13 protein-coding genes and 2 pseudogenes are annotated in these 21,689 nt (G+C 74.2%); 10 read left to right on the top strand and 5 right to left on the bottom strand.

The genetic code is table 11. From position 1 onward, the window contains the following. Positions 1 to 175: 175 nt before the first annotated feature. From ACFYNS_RS28255 to ACFYNS_RS28270, 4 genes and pseudogenes are all read left to right on the top strand, one after another. Positions 176 to 1,027, top strand: a complete 852-nt coding sequence (locus ACFYNS_RS28255) for a hypothetical protein (RefSeq protein ID WP_388605642.1) — start codon at positions 176 to 178, stop codon at positions 1,025 to 1,027. 35 nt (positions 1,028 to 1,062) lie between these two features. Next, complete coding sequence (locus tag ACFYNS_RS28260) at positions 1,063 to 1,908, top strand: DegV family protein (protein ID WP_388605644.1); 846 nt, start codon at positions 1,063 to 1,065, stop codon at positions 1,906 to 1,908. Between the two features lie 1,117 nt (positions 1,909 to 3,025). Beyond that, the gene (locus ACFYNS_RS28265) at positions 3,026 to 3,727 is read left to right on the top strand and encodes a ComEA family DNA-binding protein (RefSeq protein WP_360297647.1); all 702 of its coding nucleotides are present in this window, start codon (positions 3,026 to 3,028) and stop codon (positions 3,725 to 3,727) included. A 119-nt stretch (positions 3,728 to 3,846) separates the two neighbouring features. Continuing rightward, positions 3,847 to 6,489: pseudogene (locus tag ACFYNS_RS28270) on the top strand (ComEC/Rec2 family competence protein); the annotation flags it as partial. A gap of 79 nt (positions 6,490 to 6,568) precedes the next feature. On the opposite strand, the gene ACFYNS_RS28275 reads toward ACFYNS_RS28270, so the two are convergent. After that, positions 6,569 to 6,814 carry a hypothetical protein gene (locus tag ACFYNS_RS28275; RefSeq protein ID WP_360297661.1) on the bottom strand — a complete coding sequence of 82 codons (246 nt, stop codon included), beginning with the start codon at positions 6,812 to 6,814 and terminating at the stop codon, positions 6,569 to 6,571. A gap of 521 nt (positions 6,815 to 7,335) precedes the next feature. On the opposite strand from ACFYNS_RS28275, the pseudogene holA reads away from it, so the two are divergent. After that, a pseudogene (gene holA, locus ACFYNS_RS28280) lies at positions 7,336 to 8,259 on the top strand (DNA polymerase III subunit delta); the annotation flags it as partial. 331 nt (positions 8,260 to 8,590) lie between these two features. On the opposite strand, the gene rpsT reads toward holA, so the two are convergent. Then, a complete protein-coding gene (rpsT, locus tag ACFYNS_RS28285) occupies positions 8,591 to 8,857 on the bottom strand; it encodes a 30S ribosomal protein S20 (RefSeq protein WP_074998680.1) in 267 nt (88 codons plus the stop codon). 254 nt (positions 8,858 to 9,111) lie between these two features. On the opposite strand from rpsT, the gene lepA reads away from it, so the two are divergent. The 3 genes from lepA to ACFYNS_RS28300 all read left to right on the top strand — a co-directional run bounded on the left by lepA (position 9,112) and on the right by ACFYNS_RS28300 (position 15,955). Next, complete coding sequence (gene lepA / locus ACFYNS_RS28290) at positions 9,112 to 10,986, top strand: translation elongation factor 4 (protein WP_360297644.1); 1,875 nt, start codon at positions 9,112 to 9,114, stop codon at positions 10,984 to 10,986. Between the two features lie 291 nt (positions 10,987 to 11,277). Next, positions 11,278 to 13,170, top strand: a complete 1,893-nt coding sequence (locus ACFYNS_RS28295; protein ID WP_388605646.1) for an AMP-dependent synthetase/ligase — start codon at positions 11,278 to 11,280, stop codon at positions 13,168 to 13,170. Positions 13,171 to 13,966: 796 nt separating this feature from the next. Then, positions 13,967 to 15,955, top strand: coding sequence for a SpoIIE family protein phosphatase (locus ACFYNS_RS28300; RefSeq protein WP_388605647.1), 1,989 nt, complete (start codon positions 13,967 to 13,969; stop codon positions 15,953 to 15,955). Between the two features lie 178 nt (positions 15,956 to 16,133). Here the strand turns inward: ACFYNS_RS28300 and hemW are convergent, their stop codons facing one another. From hemW to ACFYNS_RS28315, 3 genes are all read right to left on the bottom strand, one after another. Continuing rightward, complete coding sequence (hemW, locus tag ACFYNS_RS28305) at positions 16,134 to 17,381, bottom strand: radical SAM family heme chaperone HemW (RefSeq protein WP_388605649.1); 1,248 nt, start codon at positions 17,379 to 17,381, stop codon at positions 16,134 to 16,136. Between the two features lie 194 nt (positions 17,382 to 17,575). After that, on the bottom strand, positions 17,576 to 18,424 hold the full coding sequence (locus tag ACFYNS_RS28310) for a DUF3097 domain-containing protein (RefSeq protein ID WP_388605650.1): 849 nt from the start codon (positions 18,422 to 18,424) through the stop codon (positions 17,576 to 17,578). 41 nt (positions 18,425 to 18,465) lie between these two features. Further along, a complete protein-coding gene (locus ACFYNS_RS28315; RefSeq protein ID WP_388605652.1) occupies positions 18,466 to 19,209 on the bottom strand; it encodes an MBL fold metallo-hydrolase in 744 nt (247 codons plus the stop codon). 279 nt (positions 19,210 to 19,488) lie between these two features. Between ACFYNS_RS28315 and hrcA the strand changes: the two genes are divergently transcribed. Both hrcA and dnaJ read left to right on the top strand, forming a co-directional pair. Further along, the gene (gene hrcA / locus ACFYNS_RS28320) at positions 19,489 to 20,505 is read left to right on the top strand and encodes a heat-inducible transcriptional repressor HrcA (protein WP_026004907.1); all 1,017 of its coding nucleotides are present in this window, start codon (positions 19,489 to 19,491) and stop codon (positions 20,503 to 20,505) included. Position 20,506: 1 nt separating this feature from the next. Beyond that, complete coding sequence (gene dnaJ / locus ACFYNS_RS28325) at positions 20,507 to 21,640, top strand: molecular chaperone DnaJ (RefSeq protein ID WP_360298832.1); 1,134 nt, start codon at positions 20,507 to 20,509, stop codon at positions 21,638 to 21,640. The last annotated feature ends 49 nt before the right edge of the window (positions 21,641 to 21,689 follow it).

Raw genomic sequence — 21,689 nt, forward strand, 5'->3', positions numbered from 1 at the left:
GCGCGCCCCGGGGGGGGGGGCGGCGGGGGGGGCGGCGCGGCCGCGGCGTCGCCCCCCCCCCCCCCCCCCCCGCCCGGCCGGCGGCCCCCCCCCCCCCCCCCCCCCCCCCCCCCCCCCCCCCCCCGCCCGTTTACGCTGAACGGAGAAGGGGCGACGGACGACTAAGGAGCGATCTGTGGACGTGGGAGTCGTCATCGGCCTGATGTTCGTGCTCGCCGTTTTCATCTTCGGCACGATCATCACGCTGCGTGTCGTGCGAGCCGTCAAGCGCGGGGTGGAGCGCACCGGGGCGCAGGTGCGGCGCACGACGGAGGAGACCCTGCTCAAGGCCCGCTCGGCACAGCCCGGTCCGGTCGGCCAAGCAGCCCGCATCCGCCTGGAGTTGCGCTCCTCGATCGACAGCACGCGGGCGGCGCTGGAGACCGAGGCGCAGCACGACCAGGGCCTCGGCGAAGCCGTCGAACTCCTCGACAGTCTGCACGAGCACGCGCGCCACCTGGACCGGGAACTGCGCGTGCTGATGGAGCGCGAGCCGGACCACTCCCGCATCGCCGCCCGGCTGCCGGAGGCGCGCGAACGCATGCGGCACATCAAGGAGTCCGCGGACTCGCTGCGCTTCGCCGCCCAGGACCGGGCGCGCCGGTTCGACGCCGAGGGGCTGGGCGCCCTGCGGGACCGGATCGACATCGAGTCCGGTGCGCTGCGCCACTGGGCGCCGGGCCCCGGCGGCCAGCGGCACGAGGCCGCCGCTGCCGACGGCTCCCCCGCCACGGAGGCCGCGGCCGACCGCCGTGCCGAACCGTCTGCGCCGGACGCCCACTCGGAGACGCAGGAGAAGCACGAGAAGTCTGCTCAGCCGGCTCAGCCGGCTCAGCCGGAACTCGGGCCGTCCGGGCAGGGCTCCGGCCTCTCGGCCGCCGACCTGACCGGCTCGGACCTGACCGGCTCCGATCCGGTCGGCCGGGCGGCCGACCGCAGGGACACCACCGGGGTCTTCGAGAAGCGGCGGCCGCGGAACGCCTCCTGAGGCGCTCCGTTCGCCCGCCCGATACCCTCCGTTCCATGCACGGCCCTCTCGCGATCGTCACGGATTCCACCGCCTACCTGCCGCCGGAGGCGCTGAGCAGGCATGGGATCGAAGCCGTGCCGCTGACCGTCGTCCTCGGCGACCGGGCCCTGGAGGAGGGGACGGAGATCTCCGCGCGGTCACTGGCCACCGCGCTGCGCGAGCGGCGCCCGGTCACCACCTCGCGGCCCAGCCCCGAGATGTTCGCCCGCACCTACCGGGCCGCCGCCGAGGCGGGCGCGGCGGGAGTCGTCTCGCTGCACCTGTCCGCCGAGTTCTCGGGAACCTACGACGCCGCGGTGCTGGCCGCCGCGCAGTCGCCGGTTCCGGTGCGGGTGGTCGACACCGGGGTCGTGGCCATGGCGCTGGGGTTCTGCGCGCTGGCCGCAGTGGAAGCGGCCGAGGCCGGTGCCTCGCTGGACGAGGCGGTGGCAGCCGCCGAGAAGCGTGCCGAGGGCATCTCTGCGGTTTTCTATGTCGACACTCTGGACTACCTGCGCAGGGGCGGCCGGATCGGCGCAGCCCAGGCGCTGCTGGGCTCCGCGCTCGCCGTCAAGCCGCTGCTGGAGGTCGCGGACGGCCGGATCGGGATGCTGGAGAAGGTGCGGACCGCCTCCAAGGCCATCGGGCGGCTGGAGGAGATCGTCGTGGAGCGCGCCGGGGACGCGCGGGTGGACATCGCCGTGCACCATCTCGCCGCCGCCGAGCGCGCCGAACAGCTCGCCGAGCGCTTCCGGGCCCGGGTGCCCGGCCTGCGTGAACTGCATGTGAGCGAGGTCGGAGCGGTCATCGGCGCCCACACGGGTCCGGGGCTGCTGGGAGCCGTGCTTTCCCTCGGATGAGTGAGCGAGATATCCACAACCCGCGGGTTTTCCACCGGAACTGAGCAAGATCACCGGCAGCTGTCGAGGCTGCCTACCGTCGGTGGGCATGAGCGAACGAGCAGCGGGAGCAGCCCCCACCCGGGCCCGCCGAGCCCGACCGCAGGAGCCGTGGGAGACGTCGTGGGGGATGCCGCCCCCGGACATTCCGGGGGAAGGCGAAAGCGCCAGGAGCCGCCGCGCGGAGCGGGACGGTGAACGCCCGGACGGTGGAGGGAAGGGCGGACGACGCGGAGAGCGGGACGGGGCGCCCCCTGGCGGTCGTCGGGAGGCCGGACCACGAGGAGAACAGGACGGTGGACCGGACGCGCCACGGGAGCCGTACGCGGCGGGCGCCGCTGCCGAGCCCCCGGGCACGGGCGGTCGCCCCCGGCGCCCGTCGCGGCGCCGACCGCCTCGGGGCCCCAGGGCCGCTCCGGGCACGCGTCCGACCCGACGGGGCACGCACCGGCTGCCGGTGCGCCCACCGGCCGCGGGGCCCCACGCGGCGGCCCGTGCCCGGTCGCTGCTGACCGAGCAGCCTCCCACCGGCGCCAACCCGCCCGGACCGGACCTCCGGGACCGGCCACCGAGCGAGCGGCGCGCCGATCGCCACCGTGCCGCTCTCCCGGATCCCCGCGGGCCCGCCATCGCACCGGACGCGAGTGAGCGGCGCGTCACCGAGGACCCGAGCAAGCTGCGCACCACCGAACCGGACGTCGCTGTCATGCCGCGAGCCGAGGCCGTCGCAGCGGCGCGTTCGGCCGTGCGGCGAAGCAGGGAGCGCAGGCACCGACGCGCAGCGCCGGAAGGCCCGGCCGGTGCGCAGAGCCCGTCGCCGCTCGCGCCACAGCCGCCCGGATTCGGACCGGGTGAGGGCATCGAGCGCCGCGGGAATTCCTTCACGGAGCGGCGGGATCGGCCGGAAGCGGATCCGCTGGTCCCGACCCCGGTCCGGGTCCCGGCCCCGTCTTCAGGCCCGTCTCCGGGCCCGGCCCCGTCTCCTGCCCGGGACTCGGACCCGGCCCCGGCCCCGCCCCCGCCCCCGGACTCGGAGCCCGCTGCGGCCCTCCCCGCGCGGGAACGCTGGGGGCTCGCGGTGGCGGACCGGATGCCGGCCTGGCTGCGAGTGCGCTGCGGTATGGAGCCGAAGACGCTGGTCGCGCTCTGTCTGGTGCTGCTGGTCGGACTCGGCTTCGCGGTCCACCACTTCTGGACGGGTCGGCCGCAGGGCGTTCCCGTCCCCGGCGTCTCCGGCCCGTCCGGTGCGCCCGCCGGAGCCTCCGCGCATCCTGGGAGGAGCGCTGGGCCCTCGACGGCTCCTGTCGCCGACGGTGCGGCACCCAGCGGGCGGCTGGTGGTGGACGTGTCCGGGAAGGTGCGCGAGCCCGGGCTCCAGCAGCTGCCCGCCGGCTCGCGCGTGGCCGACGCGCTCGAGGCCGCCGGGGGGCTCCGCAAGGGAGCGGACACCGAGGGACTGAACCAGGCCCGGCCGTTGGTCGACGGTGAGCAGATCGTGGTGGGCGAGCCGGGCCGGTCCCGAACCGCCGGGAGTGCCGCCCCGAGTGGCGGCACTTCGGGGTCCGGAAGCGCGGGCGGCCCCTCGGGTGCCATGGTCAGCCTCAACTCGGCCACCCGGGAGCAGTTGGAGACGTTGCCGGGCGTCGGGCCGGTCCTGGCGCAGCACATCGTGGACTACCGCACGCAGCACGGTGGGTTCCGTTCAGTCGACCAGCTCAAGGAGGTCAACGGCATCGGGGAGAAGCGGTTCGCGGACATCCAGCCGCAGGTGACGCCGTGAACCGTCGTCGAACACTCGCCGGATCCAACGCCTGCCCGACCCGCGCGGCCTCGCGGGCCGGCCCCCGCAGCGCCGCCGACAAGGGGCCGGAGCCTGATGGTTCGGCTGCCGGTCGGCCGGTGCGGGACGGGGCGGAGCCACCGGATCTGCGTCTGGTGCTGCCCGCCGGGGCGGCATGGGTGGCCGCGGCCCTGGCTCTTGGCGCCACGGCGGAACAGGCGGTGCTCGGCGTCATCCTCTGCGCGGTCGCCGGGCTGGCCCTGCTGGCCGGGGCCCTCCGGCGCCGGGGCCCCGCGACTCCGTCGCCCACCGGGCCGGGACGCGCCGGGTCCGGCGGGCGCGGCGCCGCCACGGCGCGGGGCGCTGCCGGACGCGGCCCCGGCCGGAGGGGTTCGGCGGGCCCGACGCTCTCGGTAAGCGCTGCGGTGGCCCTGCTGTGCGCCGCGGCAGCGGGCGGAACGGCGGCCCTGCACGCGGCCGATCTGCACCGGGGCCCGTTACCCGGACTCGCCGCCGACCACGCGCGGGCGACGGTCGAGGTCGCCGTCACCGAGGACCCGCACCCCACGCGGCCCAGGACGCTCGGTGCACGGCAGCTCGCGGGAAGGGTGGTGGTCCGCGCCGACGCGACCGCGGTGGTGGGCGCATCCGGCAGCCGGACGCGTCTGCGGACGCCGGTGCTGCTGCTGGTGCGCCCCGAGCGGGACGGCGGCCCGGCCGACCGGAAGCGGACCGGGGCCGAAGACGCCCGGGAATCCGGCGGTGGCCGGGAGGCGGACAGCGCGGCGCGGAGCGCGTGGTTGCGGCTGCTGCCCTCCACCCGGCTGCGGGTGGAGGCCGACCTGATGCCCCCTGCGCCGGGCGGGCGGGGCGGTCAGGACATCGCGGCGGTACTGCGGGTGCGGTCCGGCCCGCCGCGGATCGTGGCGGGCCCCACCGCGGTCCAGCGGGCAGCGGGTGCGCTGCGCGCCGGACTCCGGGAGGCGAGCGAGGGGCTGGAGGCGGACGCGCGGGGGCTGCTGCCCGGGCTGGTGGTCGGGGACACCTCCCGGCTGAGCCGGGAGCTGGCGGACGCCTTCCGGGCGGTCGACATGACGCACCTGCTCGCGGTGAGCGGAAGCAACCTCTCGATCATGCTGGCTCTTCTCATCGGTCCGCCCGGCCTCGCCCACCGGGCGGAGCGGCGGGGTCTCGCACCCCGGATCGGCCTTCCGCTGCGGGCCACCGCGGTGGTGGCCGCGCTGCTGACGCTGGGATTCGTCGTGGTGTGCAGACCGGACCCGAGCGTGCTGCGGGCGGCGGCCTGCGGACTGATCACGGTGTGGGCCATCGGTACCGGGCGGCGGCGCTCCCTGCTGCCCGCGCTGGCAGCGGCCGTGCTGCTGCTGGTGTGCTACGACCCGTGGCTGGCCCGCGACTTCGGATTCCTGCTCTCCGTGCTGGCCACGGCCTCCCTGCTGACGGTGGCACCCCGCTGGTCGGAAGCGCTGCGGCGGCGCGGCTGGCCCGGCAGGGCAGCGGAGGCACTGGCCGCCGCGGCCGCGGCGCAGGCAGCCTGTGCACCCGTGGTGGTCGTGCTGGCCGCGCACGTGAGCCTGCTCGCGGTGCCCTGCAACCTGCTGGCGGAGTTCGCGGTCGCACCGGCCACCGTGCTGGGATTCGCCGCGCTCGCGGCGGCCCCGGTCGCGATGCCCGCAGCGGAGGGGTTCGCCTGGCTGGCGGGATGGCCGGTGCGTGCCGTCGCCGGTGTCGCGCGCACGGGCGCCGGCCTGCCGGGCGCGGAGATCGGCTGGCCGGGTGGCTGGACGGGCGCGCTGGCGCTGGCGGCCCTGCTGGCCGGGGTACTTGCGGTGCTGCACGTGTCCGCGGCGTGCCGCCCCTGGCTGGGGGCCGCCTGCGCGCTGGGTGTACTGATGGCCGTGCTGCGCCCTCTTCCGCTGGTGCGGCCGTTCACCGGGTGGCCTCCCACGGGCTGGCGAATGGTGGCCTGCGACGTCGGGCAGGGGGACGCGCTGGTGCTCGCGCTGGACGGGGAGCGGGGCGGCGCGGGCGGGGCGGTCGTGGTGGACGCGGGACCCGAACCCGGCGCCGTCGATCGGTGCTTGCGAGATCTCGGAGTGCGCAGCGTTCCGCTGGTCGTCCTGACCCACTTCCACGCCGACCATGTGGCCGGGCTCCCCGGGGTGCTGCGCGGGCGAAGCGTCGGGGAGATCCGCACGACAGCGCTGGCGGAGCCGCCCGGCCAGGCGGCGTTCGTGCGCGGCACGGCCCGCGGCGCGGGAGTTCCGGTACGCATCTCGCACGCGGGGGAGCGGCAGCGTGCCGGGGACCTGCGGTGGGAGGTGGTGTGGCCCCCGCCGGAGCCGGCGGGCGGGGGTGCTGCCGGAAGCGGTGCCAGTGGCGGCGGAACCGATGGCGACGGAGCCAACGACGCCAGCGTCACCCTGCTCGTCCGCGTGGCGGGCCTCCGCCTCTTCCTCCCCGGCGACCTCGAACCCGAGGCGCAGCAGGCGCTGCTCGCCGCGCGGCCCGACCTGCCGCGGGTGGACGTGCTCAAAGTCGCGCACCACGGGTCGCGCTTCCAGGCCCCGGCACTGCTGCGGCGGCTCCGGCCCCGGGTGGCGCTGGTCTCGGCGGGCCGGGAGAACCCGTACGGGCACCCCGCGCCCGAGACGCTGGACGCGTTGGCCGCTGCGGGCGCCCTCGTGGCGCGGACGGACCGGCACGGGGCGCTGGCGCTGACCCGGCGCCCGGACGGCACCCCCGCCGTGGTGACCCGGCGGGGCACCCCCGGCGCCGCCGACGCCCCCGCGCGTCCTGCCGCGACCCCCGGCGGGCGGGTCAGTCGCGCTCCAGCCAGCCCTCGTGCGCTGCCGCGACCTCTTCCAGCAGGGCCGGGTCACAGGCGGCGGGCGGATCTTCGAGCACCACCAGCCACTGGGCGTCCTCGGCGTCGTCCTCTCCGGCGAGGGCGTCGCGGACGAGGTCGGGCTCCTCGGCGAGTCCGAGGCGCTCCTCCAGCGTCGCGGCGACCGCCTCGGCCGCCTCCCGGTCGGGAAGCACCAGCACATGCCGTACGTCATTCACCGGGGCATTCTCTCAACCGCCCCCCGGGGCCCCACCCGACCCCACCCGGCAGCCGACCGGCCCCGCCCGGCAGCCGACCGCAGACCACCACGCCCCTGCCCGTCCTGCGGCCCGCGGTGGTCCTCCCGGTGCCTGATTCGCCTCCTGGCCCCGGTAGAGCCTCTGGCCCCGGGGCCGACCCCTCGGTACCGTCCCGGCCCTCGGCCTGTCCTCGATCCGCCACCGGCGCTCGGGTTTCCCGAGCCGGGGCCGGGCCCGCCGGCCCCCCCGGGCTGCGGCCGGAGGGTCCGGCTCCGGCTCGGATCCGCGTTCCGGCGAGCCGATCGCGTCGGGTGCCCGGCCCGCCGGTGCCCGGCCCGCCGGTGTCCCGGAGGTGCGGGTGCACCGGATCGGAGACGTGGACGGCGGAGGCTCTTCGGGCCGTTGTGTCGGTGCGGCGTGGGATGCTGTTCGCGATGGCTGGTACGCGTAAGAAGACCTCGGACGATCCGCTCGCCCCCGTGACCGTGGCGGTGGGGCAGGAGGAGCTGCTCATCGAGCGTGCCGTGCGGGTGGTGATCGATGCCGCACGCGCCGCGGACGCCGACACGGACGTGCGGGACCTGGCGCCCGGCGAGCTCCAGCCCGGCACGTTGGCCGAGCTGACCAGCCCCTCGCTCTTCGCCGAGCGGAAGGTCGTCGTGGTGCGCGCTGCGCAGGACCTCGCGGCGGAGACGGCCAAGGACGTGAAGGCGTATCTGACGGCGCCGGTGGAGGAGATCACCCTGGTGCTGGTGCACCCGGGCGGTGCCAAGGGCAAGGGGCTGCTGGACGCGGCGCGGAAGGCGGGTGCGCGCGAGGTCGAGTGCCCGAAGATGACCAAGCCCGCGGACCGGCTCGCCTTCGTCCGGGGCGAGTTCCGCGCCCTGGGACGGTCGGCGACGTCCGAGGCGTGCCAGGCGCTGGTGGACGCCATCGGCAGTGATCTGCGCGAGCTGGCCTCTGCCTGCCGGCAGCTCACCGCCGATGTCGAGGGCACCGTCGACGAGGCCGTGGTCGGCCGGTACTACACCGGCCGGGCCGAGGCGTCCAGCTTCACCGTCGCCGACCGGGCGGTCGAGGGGAAGGCCGCCGAGGCGCTGGAGACGTTGCGCTGGGCGGTCTCCACGGGAGTGGCACCGGTGCTGATCACCAGCGCACTGGCACAGGGGGTGCGGGCCATCGGCAAGCTGGCCGGGGCTCCACGCGGGGCGCGGCCGGGCGATCTCGCGCGGGAGCTGGGCATGCCCCCGTGGAAGATCGACCGGGTGCGTCAGCAGACCCGCGGCTGGACGCCGGACGGGGTGGCCGTCGCGCTGCGGGCCGTCGCCGCGGCGGACGCGGCCGTCAAGGGCGGCGGGATGGATCCGGAGTACGCGCTGGAGAAGGCCGTCGTCACCATCGCGAGCGCTGCCCGCTCCCGCTGACCGCGCACCCGCCGTCGCCTCCCGCGGGTGTCCGCCTCCCCTGCGCCCTGGGGGCGGGTGCCCCGGGCGCCCGGGGCTGCGCCGTCGGCCCACCGCGATGGGCGGCACGACAAAGGCCCCGCCCGAGCCCTGGGGAGGGGCTGGGGCGGGGCCTTCGCTGTCTGTCCGGTGCGCCGCACCCGCGTGGCGAACGCAGGCCGCGTGCGGCGCCCTGTCTCAAGCGGTTGCTCGGACGTACGGCGGATGAGAGAGGGCCCGCCACATGTCGTCCGAGCGGTCAGTCCGAGCGGTCAGGGAGACCGACGAGCTGCGGAGTGCTCCGAGAGGGCGGTCAGCCCTTGAGGGTGGCCACGTGCTTGGCCAGCGCCGCCTTCTTGTTGGCGGCGTTGTTCTTGTGCAGGACACCCTTGCTGGCGGCCTTGTCGAGCTTCCGGGCGGCGACCTGCTGCGCCTCGGCCGCCTTGGCGGCGTCACCGGCGGAGACGGCCTCGCGGGTGCGACGGATCGCGGTCTTCAGCTCGGACTTCACGGCCTTGTTGCGCTGCCGGGCCTTCTCGTTGGTCTTGATCCGCTTGATCTGGGACTTGATGTTCGCCACGAATGAGCCTTTGCGGTTCGGAGTTTCAAACGCTGGTGCCGAGCAGGCACCCTTCAGTGCCATAAGGCACAGTCGGTCAGGCTACCAGTCGGGGCAGCACCCCTCCCAATCCGGCCGGTGCCCCGTGCGCATGGGACCATGGGATGCGACACATCCGTCTCGACGGGCCCGCACCGGGCCGCCGAAGGTGTTCGAGACCTCGCCGTAAGAACCGACAGCCCGAAACCGACAGGCCAGAACCGACAGGACACTGCGTGCCCGCGACCCCAACGAACGCGCCGGAGCCGAGCCGTACCGACCCGGCGCTGATCCGTAACTTCTGCATCATCGCGCACATCGACCACGGCAAGTCCACGCTTGCCGACCGGATGCTCCAGCTCACCGGCGTCGTGGACAAGAGGCAGATGCGTGCGCAGTACCTCGACCGTATGGACATCGAGCGCGAGCGGGGCATCACGATCAAGTCCCAGGCCGTGCGAATGCCCTGGGCCCCCACGGACGACGCGTCCACCCCGCACGTCCTGAACATGATCGACACCCCCGGGCACGTGGACTTCACCTACGAGGTCTCCCGTTCGCTCGCGGCCTGCGAGGGGTGCATCCTCCTGGTGGACGCCGCGCAGGGGATCGAGGCGCAGACCCTCGCCAACCTCTACCTGGCGATGGAGCACGACCTCACGATCATCCCCGTGCTGAACAAGATCGACCTGCCCGCGGCGCAGCCGGAGAAGTTCGCCGCCGAGCTGGCGCACCTCATCGGCTGCGAGCCGGGTGACGTGCTGCGCGTCTCGGCCAAGACCGGTGAGGGCGTCGAGGAGCTGCTGGACCAGGTCGTGCGCCAGGTCACCCCGCCGACCGGGAACGCGGAGGCGCCGGCCCGCGCGATGATCTTCGACTCGGTCTACGACGCGTACCGCGGTGTGGTCACCTACATCAAGGTCGTCGACGGGATGCTCGGCAGGCGCGAGCGGATCCGGATGATGTCCACCGGGGCCACGCACGAGCTGCTGGAGATCGGTGCGAACTCACCGGAGATGACGCCCGCCGACGGGCTGGGCGTGGGCGAGGTCGGCTATCTGATCACCGGGGTGAAGGACGTCCGCCAGTCCAAGGTGGGCGACACCGTCACGCTGCTGGCCAAGGGCGCCGAGAAGCCGCTGCCCGGCTACAAGGACCCCAAGCCGATGGTGTTCTCGGGCCTGTACCCGCTGGACGGCTCCGACTACCCCGAGCTGCGCGACGCCCTGGACAAGCTGCTGCTCAACGATGCCGCGCTGACCTACGAGCCGGAGACGTCCGCGGCGCTGGGCTTCGGCTTCCGGGTGGGCTTCCTGGGACTGCTGCACCTGGAGGTGATCCGGGAGCGGCTGGAGCGGGAGTTCGGCCTCGACCTGATCGCCACGGCACCCAACGTGATCTACCGCGTGGAGATGGAGGACGGCACCGAGCATGTGGTGACCAACCCCAGCGAGTTCCCCACCGGGAAGACCACCACGGTGCACGAGCCGGTGGTGCGGGCGACGCTCATCGCGCCCAGTGAGTTCATCGGCGCGATCATGGAGCTGTGCCAGTCGCGGCGCGGCTCCCTGCAGGGTATGGACTACCTGTCCGAGGACCGGGTGGAGCTGCGGTACACGCTGCCGCTCGCGGAGATCGTCTTCGACTTCTTCGACGCGCTGAAGTCCAAGACCCGTGGCTACGCCTCGCTGGACTACGAGCCGACCGGCGAGCAGACGGCCGACCTGGTCAAGGTCGACATCCTCCTCCAGGGCGACAAGGTGGACGCGTTCTCCGCGATCGTGCACAAGGAGAAGGCGTACTCCTACGGCACCCGGATGGCCAACAAGCTGCGGGAGCTGATTCCGCGGCAGCAGTTCGAGGTGCCCATCCAGGCGGCTGTCGGCGCCCGCATCATCGCCCGCGAGACGATCCGCGCGATCCGCAAGGACGTCCTGGCCAAGTGCTACGGCGGCGACATCTCGCGGAAGCGGAAGCTGCTGGAGAAGCAGAAGGAAGGCAAGAAGCGGATGAAGGTCGTCGGGCGGGTGGAGGTGCCGCAGGAGGCGTTCATCGCGGCGCTCTCCAGCGACGACTCCGGCGGCGACGCCAAGGCCAAGGCCAAGAAGTAGTCCGGCGCGCGCCGCGGAGGCGGCCGGTCCGCACCCCGGCCGCCTCCGCATCCGCCTCCGCGTCCGCCTCCGCCGTGCCGCTGCCGTCGGCCCGGCGGCGGCTCTGTCGGCGGTATCCGTGTGCGCTCCGCAGCAGCCCCCTTACGTAGCGGTAGACCCCTTACGTAAGGGGGCTGCTGCCTTTACTCTGATCACTGCTCAGTAGTTACTCGTGAGTCAATAAGCGCGAGCCGACACGCAGCAGGACGAGAAGCAGGACGACCAAGCAGGACGCGGGTCCCGGAGGATGTCGTGAGCGAGCCACAGTCCCTGATCGAGAACCGGCCGCCTTCCGTGGCCACGCTCTTCCTGGAGCGGGTCGAGGCCACACCCGACGCGGAGGCGTACCGCTATCCGGTGATCCGGCCCGCGGGCGAGGACCAGGGCCCGGACGAGTGGCGCTCCTACAGTTGGCGCGAGGCGGCCGAGCGGGTGTTCTCGATCGCGGCGGGGCTCATGGACCTGGGGGTGCGTCCCGAGGAACGGGTCGGCATCGCCTCCAGCACCCGGGTCGAGTGGATCCTCTCCGATCTGGGCATCCTGTGCGCGGGCGCCGCCACCACCACCGTCTACCCCAGCACCAACGACTCCGAGACGGCCTACATCCTCGCCGACTCCGACAGCAAGGTGCTGATCGCCGAGGACGCCGATCAGCTCGCCAAGGTCCGCGCGCACCGGGACGAGCTGCCGAACCTGGCGCATGTGGTGCTCGTCGACGGGGAGCCCGGAGCCGAGGACGCGGCGGGCGACTGGGCGCTGAGCTTCGCGGAGCTGGAGCGGCGGGGCGCCGCCTACCGGGAGAAGCACCCCGACGCCGTCACCGAGACGGTCCAGGGGCTGCGCTCGGATCAGTTGGCCACCCTCATCTACACCTCCGGTACGACCGGAAAGCCGAAGGGTGTCCGGCTGGCACAGGACGCCTGGTCGTACATGGCCCGCGCGGTGCCGCAGACGGGCCTGCTGAACAGTGACGACGTGCAGTACCTGTGGCTGCCGCTGGCGCATGTCTTCGGCAAGATGCTGATCTCCGTGCAGATCGACTCCGGACACGTCATCGCGGTGGACGGCCGGGTCGACAAGATCATCGAGAATCTCCCGATCGTCCAGCCGACGAAGATGTGCGCGGTACCGCGGATCTTCGAGAAGGTCTACAACGGCGTCGCGCAGAAGGCGCGGGCCGGCGGCGGCGCCAAGTACACGATCTTCCAGTGGGCGGCCGAGGTGGCCCGCGAGTACGCGCGGACGACACAGGACAACCAGCGCCGCACCGGGGTGCCGGACGCGCCCACCGGGCTCAAGGTCAAGCACGCGCTGGCCGATCGGCTCGTCTACAGCAAGCTGCGGGACGCGTTCGGCGGCCGGATGGTCGGCTGCGTCTCCGGTTCGGCCGCGCTCGCGCCGGACCTGGGCTACTTCTTCGCCGGTGCGGGCATCCCGGTCCTGGAGGGCTACGGACTCACCGAGTCGTCCGCCGCCAGCTTCTGCAACCGCACCGACAACTTCCGCACCGGCACCGTCGGCAAGCCGATGCCCGGCACCGAGGTGCGGATCGCGGACGACGGCGAGATCCTGCTGCGCGGTCCCGGCATCATGCAGGGGTACCACGGGCTGGCGGACAAGACCGCCGAAGTGCTGGAGGAGGACGGCTGGTTCCACACCGGCGACATCGGCGAGCTGTCGGACGACGGCTACCTGCGGATCACCGACCGCAAGAAGGACCTGATCAAGACCTCCGGGGGCAAGTACATCGCGCCCGCCGAGGTGGAGGGCCAGTTCAAGGCGATCTGCCCGTACGTCTCCAACATCCTGGTGCACGGCGCGGGCCGGAACTACTGCACCGCTCTGATCACACTGGACGAACCGGCGATCACGGCGTGGGCGGCGGACCACGAGGACCTCAAGGGCAAGCCCTACGCCGAGGTGGTCGCCTCCGAGCAGGTGCGCGCCCTGGTGGACGGCTATGTCGAGCAGCTCAACGCGGGGCTCCAGCGCTGGCAGACGGTCAAGAAGTTCCGGGTCCTGCCGCGCGATCTGGACATCGAGCACGGTGAGCTGACGCCCAGCCTGAAGATGAAGCGCCCGGTGGTGGAGCGGGAGTACGGCGAGCTGATCGAGGAGATGTACGAGGGCACTCGCGAACGCTGAGGCCCCGGGCCGCATGCCACGGCCCGCAGCTCGACGGGGGGTGCGGCAGCGGCCCGCCCCCTACGGCGCGCGGGCCGTGGAGCGGTGGCCGTCAGGATCCGCGCGACGCGTCCGGGGACGCGGCCGGGGCAGCCGCTTCGCGGGCCGGCCGCGTGTCGGCGCATCCGCCCGCCGCCGGGCGGGGCTCCACCGTCGACAGCCGCCCGGCGGTGGCGTCGGGGAAGCGGAGCAACCGGCCGCCCCCGCGGTGCGGATCGCGGAAGAAGGACACCTCGGTGCGCCACCCAGGCGCCGAACGGTTCGGGCACGCAACCCGCCGCCCTCCGTCGCGTAGTCGGGCGGCCGGCGTATCCCGGGCCCCGTGCTGTGGCCCCCGGAGCCGGTCGGCAAGATGCTCGGGGTGTGACCCGGTCCGCTCGCCGCGCCTGATGCGCTTCTGCTGTCTCGAAACCGTCCACCCCGGGCACCACCGTGTCCAGCAGCGTCGACGCGAACTCCTGCCGCAGCAGCGCCCGTCGGTGTGGTCCTCGCCGCCCCGTCCGCTGTCGCCGTTCCGGCCGGTCGCGGGCCGAGCGCCGAGCGTGGATCCCGAATCGGGGGCCGGGAAGAGAAGCAGAGTATCCGGCTGCCGGGCGATGTCAACCGCGCACGGGCGAGAACGGCAGTCTTCGGCCACCATTTCCGTGACTCGGCGCATATGAGCGGGCCCCTTCTGTCACCCTTGCTCTACCGCGCCGAGCGTGGTGAGGGAACGGCCGGGGGGTGTGTGCCCGGGAAAGGCCCGGGGAGGGGTGCGATGAACAGCGTGGACGAGGCGCGGATGGCGCAGTTGGTGGAGATGAAGGACAGCGCCGCGGCGGACACGGGGGTCTTGGTGCACGGCGGGGGCGGGATGCCGCATGCCGTGCGGACGGAGCTGCCGGGCAATGCGCTCGCCGCGGGCGCGGCCCGCCGCTTCGCCCGGGTGGCGCTGGGCCGCTGGGGCGTGCACGGCACCCCGGCGGACGACGCGGTGCTGCTGGTCAGCGAACTGGTCACCAACGCGGTGGTGCACGCGGGGACATCAGTCGGGGTGGAGTGCCGTTACGCGGCGGGGGTCGTCTACACGGAGGTCGCCGATCGCCATCCGGCCCGCCGGGTGGCCGCGCACGGCGAGGAGGGGCACGGCCTGCGGCTGGTCGGTGCGCTCGCCAAGGAGTGGGGTATCAGCTACCGCAGGGACCGCAAGTCGGTGTGGTTCCAACTCGGCACGGCAGCCCGCCCTCCGGACGCGGACGCGGACGAAGACGCTGAGGCAGTCGCAGCGACAGCCGCAGGCACTCACGCGGCCGCCGACGCCGTACGGGAGACGGACGCCGTACGGGAGAGGCCGCGCGTGCCCGTCGCGGGCGGTGCGGCATCCGGCGCCCTTCCCGGCAGTGCCCTGCGCGAGGGGCCCGGCGACGGCCTGTCGCGGAGCCCGCACCCGTGCCCGCCCGGAAGCCCGCCGGAGGGGCCGGGCGGCGCCGGGCCCGCCGCGCAGTGCCCGGCACCCCGGCTCCCGCACCGGGACTGGATGTGCAACGGCGTGCTCTCCTTCCTCGCGGAGGCGTCCGACCTGCTGGCCGGGCACACGGACGAGGACAAGGTCGCCTCGCTCGCCGGGCAGTTGATGGTGCCCCGCTTCGCCGACTGGTGCGCCGTGTGGCTGCGGGACGACGAGCGCTCCCGGCTGCCCCGGCTGGCCCGGGTCTGGCACGCGCAGGAAGGCCGGATCGAGGAGCTGCGCGCCCGGCTCGCCGAAGAACCGCCCGCCCCCGCGGACCGTGTGCTGCCGGGGCAGGCGTCCCCCTGGCGCTGGCCGGAGGGCGCCGCGGAGGGCGGCGGCAGCGGCGCCTCGGCCCGGTGCGATCTGGTCGTCGGCGGCCGCCCGGTGGGCACGCTGGTGATCGGCCGTGCCGGGCTGCTGCGGATACCGGACGAAGTGCTGGGTCTGATGGAGGACTTCGCCCGTCGGGTGGCGCTCGCGGTGCTCTCCGCCCGCCGATACGCGCTCCAGGAGAACATCAGCCGGATCCTCCAGCGCGGGCTGCTGCCCAGCGAGGAGATGCACGTTCCCGGTCTGGACACCGCGCTGGTCTACGAACCGGTCGGGGAGGGCACATGGGCAGGTGGCGACTTCTACGACCTGCTGCGGTTGCCCGATGGCCGCTGGCGGTTCGCACTCGGTGATGTCTGCGGCAACGGCCCCGAAGCCGCCGTGGTCACCGGACTGGCCCGCCCGGTGCTGCGGCTGCTGGCCCGCGAGGGCCACTCCGTGCCCGAGACCCTGGACCGGCTCAACCGGGAGGTCGGTGAGCAGGCCCGGTTCCTGTCCGTCGTCTACGGGGAACTCGCCTTCCGCGACGGCCTGGTGGACTGCACGCTCACCTGCGCCGGGCATCCGCTGCCGCTCGTCCGGGACGCTGCGGGGCAGGTGCGGACCGCCGCGCTGCCGCAGTTACTCCTCGGGGTCGCCCAGCAGGTCAGCTACGAGTGCCAGTCCTTCACGCTGCACCCCGGCGACACGCTGCTGTGCGTCACCGACGGGGTGACCGAACGGCGCTGCGGCCGCCGGCTGTTCGACGACAGCGACGGGCTGGCGGCCCGCTTCGCCGACTCCGCGGGGCTGGACGCGGGCGGCACGGCCGAGCGGCTGCGCCGCGCGGTGTACGCCTTCGCGCCGGATCTGCCCGCCGACGACCTGGCGATGCTGGTGCTGCGGCTGCCGGAGGCCACCGGCGCCGCCGCCGCGCACACCGGCTGACCGGCCGGCATCGCGCGGCGCGACCGGGAACCGCGTCGCGCGCCCGCGCGGGCGGCTCTGGGCGCGCTGCCCGAGCGGCCTCATGGGCACCCGCGCGCCCGCGCCCGCGCGGGCGGCTCCCGGTGGCGACCGAGTCGTCCCAGCAGTAGCCCCGCACTCGCGCGCCCGCGCGGGCGGCTCAGTCCACCAGCTCCCGGACGACCGCGTCGGCCAGCAGGCGGCCGCGCAGCGTGAGCACGGCCCGGCCCGCTGCGTACGGGCCCGGTTCCAGCAGCCCGTCGGCGCGGGCCCGGGCGGCCGCCCGGGCGCCGTCGGGGGCCAGCAGCGAGAGGGGGCAGCCCTGGCGGAGCCGCAGCTCCAGCAGGATCCGCTCGACCCGCCGGTCCTCGGCGCCGAGCAGCTCCCGGCCCGCACCGGGTGAGCGGCCCTCGGCCAGCGCCCGCGCGTAGCCGGCCGGGTGCTTGACGTTCCACCAGCGCACCCCGCCGACATGGCTGTGGGCGCCCGGCCCGGCGCCCCACCAGTCGGCGCCCGTCCAGTACAGCTCGTTGTGCCGGCACCGGGCGGCCGGGTCGCCCGGTGCCGCCCAGTTGGAGACCTCGTACCACTCCAGGCCGGCGGCGGTCAGCCGCTCCTCGGCGATCAGATAGCGGTCGGCGTGCACGTCGTCGTCGGTCATCGGCACTTCGCCGCGCCGCACGCGCCGGGCGAGCCGGGTGCCCTCCTCCACGATGAGCGCGTACGCCGAGATGTGGTCCGGGCCCGCGGCCAGCGCGGCGTCGAGGGAGGCGCGCCAGTCCTCGTCCGTCTCGCCCGGCGTCCCGTAGATCAGATCCAGGTTCACGTGCGCGAAGCCTGCCTCGCGGGCCTCCGCGACGCACTCCTCCGGCCGGCCGGGTGTGTGGGTGCGTTCCAGCACCCGCAGCACGTGCTCGCGTGTGCTCTGCATGCCGAAGGAGATCCGGTTGAACCCCGCCTCCCGCAGCTCGGCCAGATAGCCCGGGTCGACCGAGTCCGGGTTCGCCTCGGTGGTGATCTCGGCGTCCTCGGCCAGTCCGAACTCCTCCCGGACGGCCGCCAGCATGCGGCCCAGGTCGGCGGCGGGCAGCAGGGTGGGGGTGCCGCCGCCGACGAACACCGTCCCGACCCGGCGCGGATCCTCGCCCAGCACCCGGCGGGCCAGCCGGATCTCCTCGATGAGGCTGTGTGCGTAGTTCTCCTGCGAGGCGGCCACCCCGCCGTCGGCACCGCGCAGCTCGGTGGCGGTGTAGGTGTTGAAGTCGCAGTAGCCGCAGCGGGTGGCGCAGTACGGGACGTGGATGTAGACGCCGAGCGGGCGTGCGCTGTGGGCGCCGCGGGTCAGCGCGTGCGGGGGGAGCGAACCGTCGTGCGGTACGGGCTCGCCGTCGGGCAGTGCGGAGGGCATCCGTCCATTGTCCCCGGTCCGCGTGCGGATGTGGCAGCCGCCGGTTCCGGGGGCCGCACGGGCGCGCCCGGACCGGCCGCGGGCACCTCGCGCGTGCCCGGACCGGCGCACCCTCCCGCGGTCCGGGCGCGCCCGCTCCCGCGGTCCGGGCGCGCGCCTCCGCGGGCCCGGGGCCGGGCGGCTCGCCGGGCCGGTCAGGTGTGGTCCGGGGCCGTCACGAAGTCGATCAGTTCCTCCACGCGGCCCAGCAGCGCCGGCTCCAGGTCCTTGTAGCTGCGCACCCGGCCCAGCAGCTGCTGCCAGGCGGCCCCGGTGTGCTCCGGCCAGCCGAGGGCGCGGCACACCCCGGTCTTCCAGTCCTGGCCGTGCGGAACGTGCGGCCAGGACCGGATGCCCGCCGACGCGGGTTTCACCGCTTCCCAGATGTCGATGTACGGGTGCCCCACCACCAGCACGTGGTCCCCGCAGACCTCCGCGGCGATCCGGGACTCCTTCGAGCCGGGCACCAGGTGGTCCACCAGCACTCCGAGGCGGGCTCCGGGGCCGGGCGAGAACGCCTCCACGACGGCGGGCAGGTCGTCGACGCCCTCCAGGTACTCCACGACCACCCCCTCGATGCGCAGGTCGTCGCCCCACACCTTCTCGACCAGTTCGGCGTCGTGCCGCCCCTCGACGTAGATCCGGCCGGCGCGTGCCACCCGGGCCCGGGCGCCCGGTACGGCCAGCGAGCCGGAGGCCGTCCGCGGCCGCCCGGCCGAGGCGCCCGCGTCGGGCCCGCTGCCGGGCGTGGGCCGCACCAGCGTCACCGTCCGCCCCTCCAGCAGGAAGCCCGCCGCCGCCATGGGGAAGACCCGGTGCTTGCCGAAGCGGTCCTCGAGGGTGACGGTCGGGCCCTCGGCGGTCTTCTCGCACCGCACGACGGCCCCGCAGAAGCCGGTGCTGATCTCCTCCACCACCAGGTCCGGCTCGGCGGCCACCTCCGGCACGGCTCGGGGCCGCTTCCACGGAGGGGTCAGGTCCGGATTGTCGTAACGGCTGCGCATGCCGCTCATTCTGCTACGTGCCCCGCGGCCGGCTGCCTCCCTCACGGCGTGGAGCGGCGCGCCAGCTCGTCCCGCTGCGTGCGTACGAACGCCGCGTCGACCAGCGCTCCGTGTCCCGGCACGTACACCGCGTCCTCGCCGCCCAGGGCCAGCAGCCGGTCCAGCGCGACAGGCCAGCGGGCGAGGTGGGCGTCCGCGCCGGCCTGCGGCGCACCGGACTCCTCCACCAGGTCGCCGCAGAAGACGACGTCGGGGGAGCCGGGCACCAGGACGGCCAGGTCGTGCTCGGTGTGCGCGGGGCCCACGTTCACCAGCACGACCTCGCGTCCGCCCAGGTCGAGGGTGAGCTGCCCGCTGACCGGATGGTGCGGGCGCACCAGCACGTCGGCCGCCTCGCCCGCCTCGTCCTCCAGCAGGCCGTGCGCCACGGCGTCGTCGCGGAGCACGTCGGTGCTGCGGGCCAGCAGTTCGCGGACACCGACGGCCGCGTACACCTGGGCGCCGGAGAAGACGGCGGTGCCGAAGATGTGGTCGAAGTGCGGGTGGGTGAGGACGATCCGTGTCACCCGGCGCCCCAGCAGCGCGGCCACGTCGGTGCGGATTCCGGCGCCCTCCCGCAGGCTGGACCCGGTGTCGACGAGCAGCGCGCCGCTGTCCCCGGCGACGGCTCCGACCGTCGCGTCCCACTGCGGCAGCCTGCGCCGCAGCACCCCGGGGGCGATCTGCTCCCAGCGGCTGGCGGCGGCCGACGGGTCCTGCCTGGCGTCTTCTGCGAACGGCTGCATGGGACGACGCTAACCGCAGCGCCCGGGTGCGGCGCTCTCGGCCGCTCCGGAAGCAGCTCCGGAAGACGGCCCGCCAGCGGCCTCCGAAGCCGCTCCCGGAAGCCGCGTCCGGGAGTGCGTGCGGGGTACCGTCGGGCCCGCGGGCGGGCGGCCCTTGCCCCGGCTGTGGTGACCGGCCGTACACTGGCCCAGGGGCTTGGCACTCCGGCACGAAGAGTGCCAGGGGACAGCCGCCGGAAACGGGACCTCGGATCAGCGGCCGGACGGGAGGTGTGCGCCGTGCTCAGCGAGCGTCGACTTGAAGTGCTCCGCGCCATCGTCCAGGACTATGTCGGCACGGAGGAGCCGGTGGGCTCCAAGGCCCTCACCGAGCGGCACAACCTCAAGGTGTCCCCGGCCACGGTCCGCAACGACATGGCGGCGCTGGAGGACGACGGATTCATCGCCCAGCCGCACACCAGCGCGGGCCGCATCCCCACCGACAAGGGGTATCGCCTCTTCGTCGACAAGCTCGCCGGGGTCAAGCCGCTCTCCTCGCCCGAGCGCCGTGCCATCCAGAACTTCCTGGAGGGCGCCGTCGACCTCGACGACGTCGTCGGCCGCACGGTGCGGCTGCTGGCGCAGCTCACCCGGCAGGTGGCCGTGGTGCAGTACCCGTCGCTGACCCGCTCGACGGTGCGGCACGTGGAACTGCTCGGGCTGGCTCCCGCGCGGCTGATGCTGGTGCTGATCACCGACACCGGCCGGGTCGAGCAGCGGCTGATCGACTGCCCGGCGCCGATCGGCGAGGCGGTGCTGGCCGACCTGCGCGCCCGGCTCAACAGCCGGGTGGTCGGCGAGCGGTTCACCGAGGTCCCCTCCCTGGTGCAGGACCTGCCGGAGGCGTTCGACGCCGACGACAGGGGCACGATCCAGACCGTGCTGGCCACCCTGCTGGAGACCCTGGTCGAGGAGACCGAGGAGCGGCTGATGATCGGCGGGACCGCCAATCTCACCCGCTTCGGGCACGACTTCCCGCTCACCATCCGGCCCGTTCTGGAGGCGCTGGAGGAGCAGGTCGTGCTGCTGAAGTTGCTCGGAGAAGCCAAGGATCCGGGTATGACCGTACGAATCGGGCATGAGAACCAGCACGAGGGGCTGAGTTCCACATCGGTCGTCTCGGTCGGTTACGGTTCGGGCGACGAAGCAGTCGCCAAACTCGGCGTGGTCGGACCGACCCGCATGGACTACCCCGGAACGATGGGAGCTGTACGCGCAGTGGCACGGTACGTCGGACAGATCCTGGCGGAGTCATAAGGTGGCGACGGACTACTACGCGGTCCTCGGCGTGCAGCGTGACGCCTCGCAGGACGAGATCAAGAAGGCGTTCCGCAGACTCGCGCGCGAGCTGCACCCGGACGTCAACCCGGATCCGAAGACCCAGGAGCGGTTCAAGGAGATCAACACCGCCTACGAGGTGCTCTCGGACCCGCAGAAGAAGCAGGTCTACGACCTGGGCGGGGACCCGGCCTCGGGTGCCGCGGGCGGCGGCGCCGGCGGGTTCGGCGGGGGCTTCGGCAACTTCAGCGACATCATGGACGCCTTCTTCGGCACGGCGGCGCAGCGCGGCCCGCGCTCGCGCACCCGCCGGGGCCAGGACGCCATGATCCGGCTGGACATCGACCTGGAAGAGGCGACGTTCGGCACCACCAAGGAGATCCAGGTCGACACGGCCGTCGTCTGCAACTCCTGCAGCGGCGACGGTGCCGCGCCCGGCACCTCGGCGCAGACCTGCGACATGTGCCGCGGCCGGGGCGAGGTCTCCCAGGTCACCCGGTCCTTCCTGGGCCAGGTCATGACGTCCAGGCCGTGCCCGCAGTGCCAGGGCTTCGGCACCGTGGTGCCCACCCCGTGCCCGGAGTGCGCCGGGGACGGCCGGGTGCGCTCGCGGCGCAGCCTCACCGTGAAGATCCCCGCCGGTGTCGACAACGGCACCCGCATCCAGCTCGCGGGCGAGGGCGAGGTCGGCCCGGGCGGGGGCCCGGCCGGCGACCTGTACGTGGAGATCCATGAGAACGCCCATTCGACCTTCCAGCGCCGCGGCGACGATCTGCACTGCACCGTCACCATCCCGATGACGGCGGCGGCGCTGGGCACGAAGGTGCCGCTGGAGACGCTGGACGGCATGGAGGAGATCGACATCCGTCCCGGTACCCAGTCCGGCCAGTCGGTCCCGCTGCACGAGCGCGGCGTCACCCACCTGCGCGGCGGGGGCCGGGGCCAGCTCATCGTGCATGTCGAGGTGACGACCCCGACCAAGCTGGAGGCGGAGGAGGAGGAGCTGCTGCGGCGGCTGGCCAAGCTCCGCGGCGAGGAGCGGCCCACGGGCCAGTTCCAGCCGGGGCAGCAGGGGCTGTTCTCGCGCCTGAAGGACGCCTTCAACGGACGCTGAGCGCGGGCGGCGGGGCCGCGGGTCCCCCGGGCCGGGGGACCGGGGACGG

The sequence above is a fragment of the Streptomyces sp. NPDC006925 genome, assembly GCF_042869575.1.
In the GTDB taxonomy this organism is placed as follows: Bacteria; Actinomycetota; Actinomycetes; order Streptomycetales; family Streptomycetaceae; genus Streptomyces.

Coding starts and splice junctions, on each gene's coding strand:
- ACFYNS_RS28310 (WP_388605650.1), bottom strand. CDS start 18,424: ATGCGCAGCCGTTACGACAATCCGGACCTGACCCCTCCGTGGAAGCGG.
- hemW (WP_388605649.1), bottom strand. CDS start 17,381: ATGCCCTCCGCACTGCCCGACGGCGAGCCCGTACCGCACGACGGTTCG.
- ACFYNS_RS28315 (WP_388605652.1), bottom strand. CDS start 19,209: ATGCAGCCGTTCGCAGAAGACGCCAGGCAGGACCCGTCGGCCGCCGCC.
- ACFYNS_RS28260 (WP_388605644.1), top strand. CDS start 1,063: ATGCACGGCCCTCTCGCGATCGTCACGGATTCCACCGCCTACCTGCCG.
- ACFYNS_RS28300 (WP_388605647.1), top strand. CDS start 13,967: ATGAACAGCGTGGACGAGGCGCGGATGGCGCAGTTGGTGGAGATGAAG.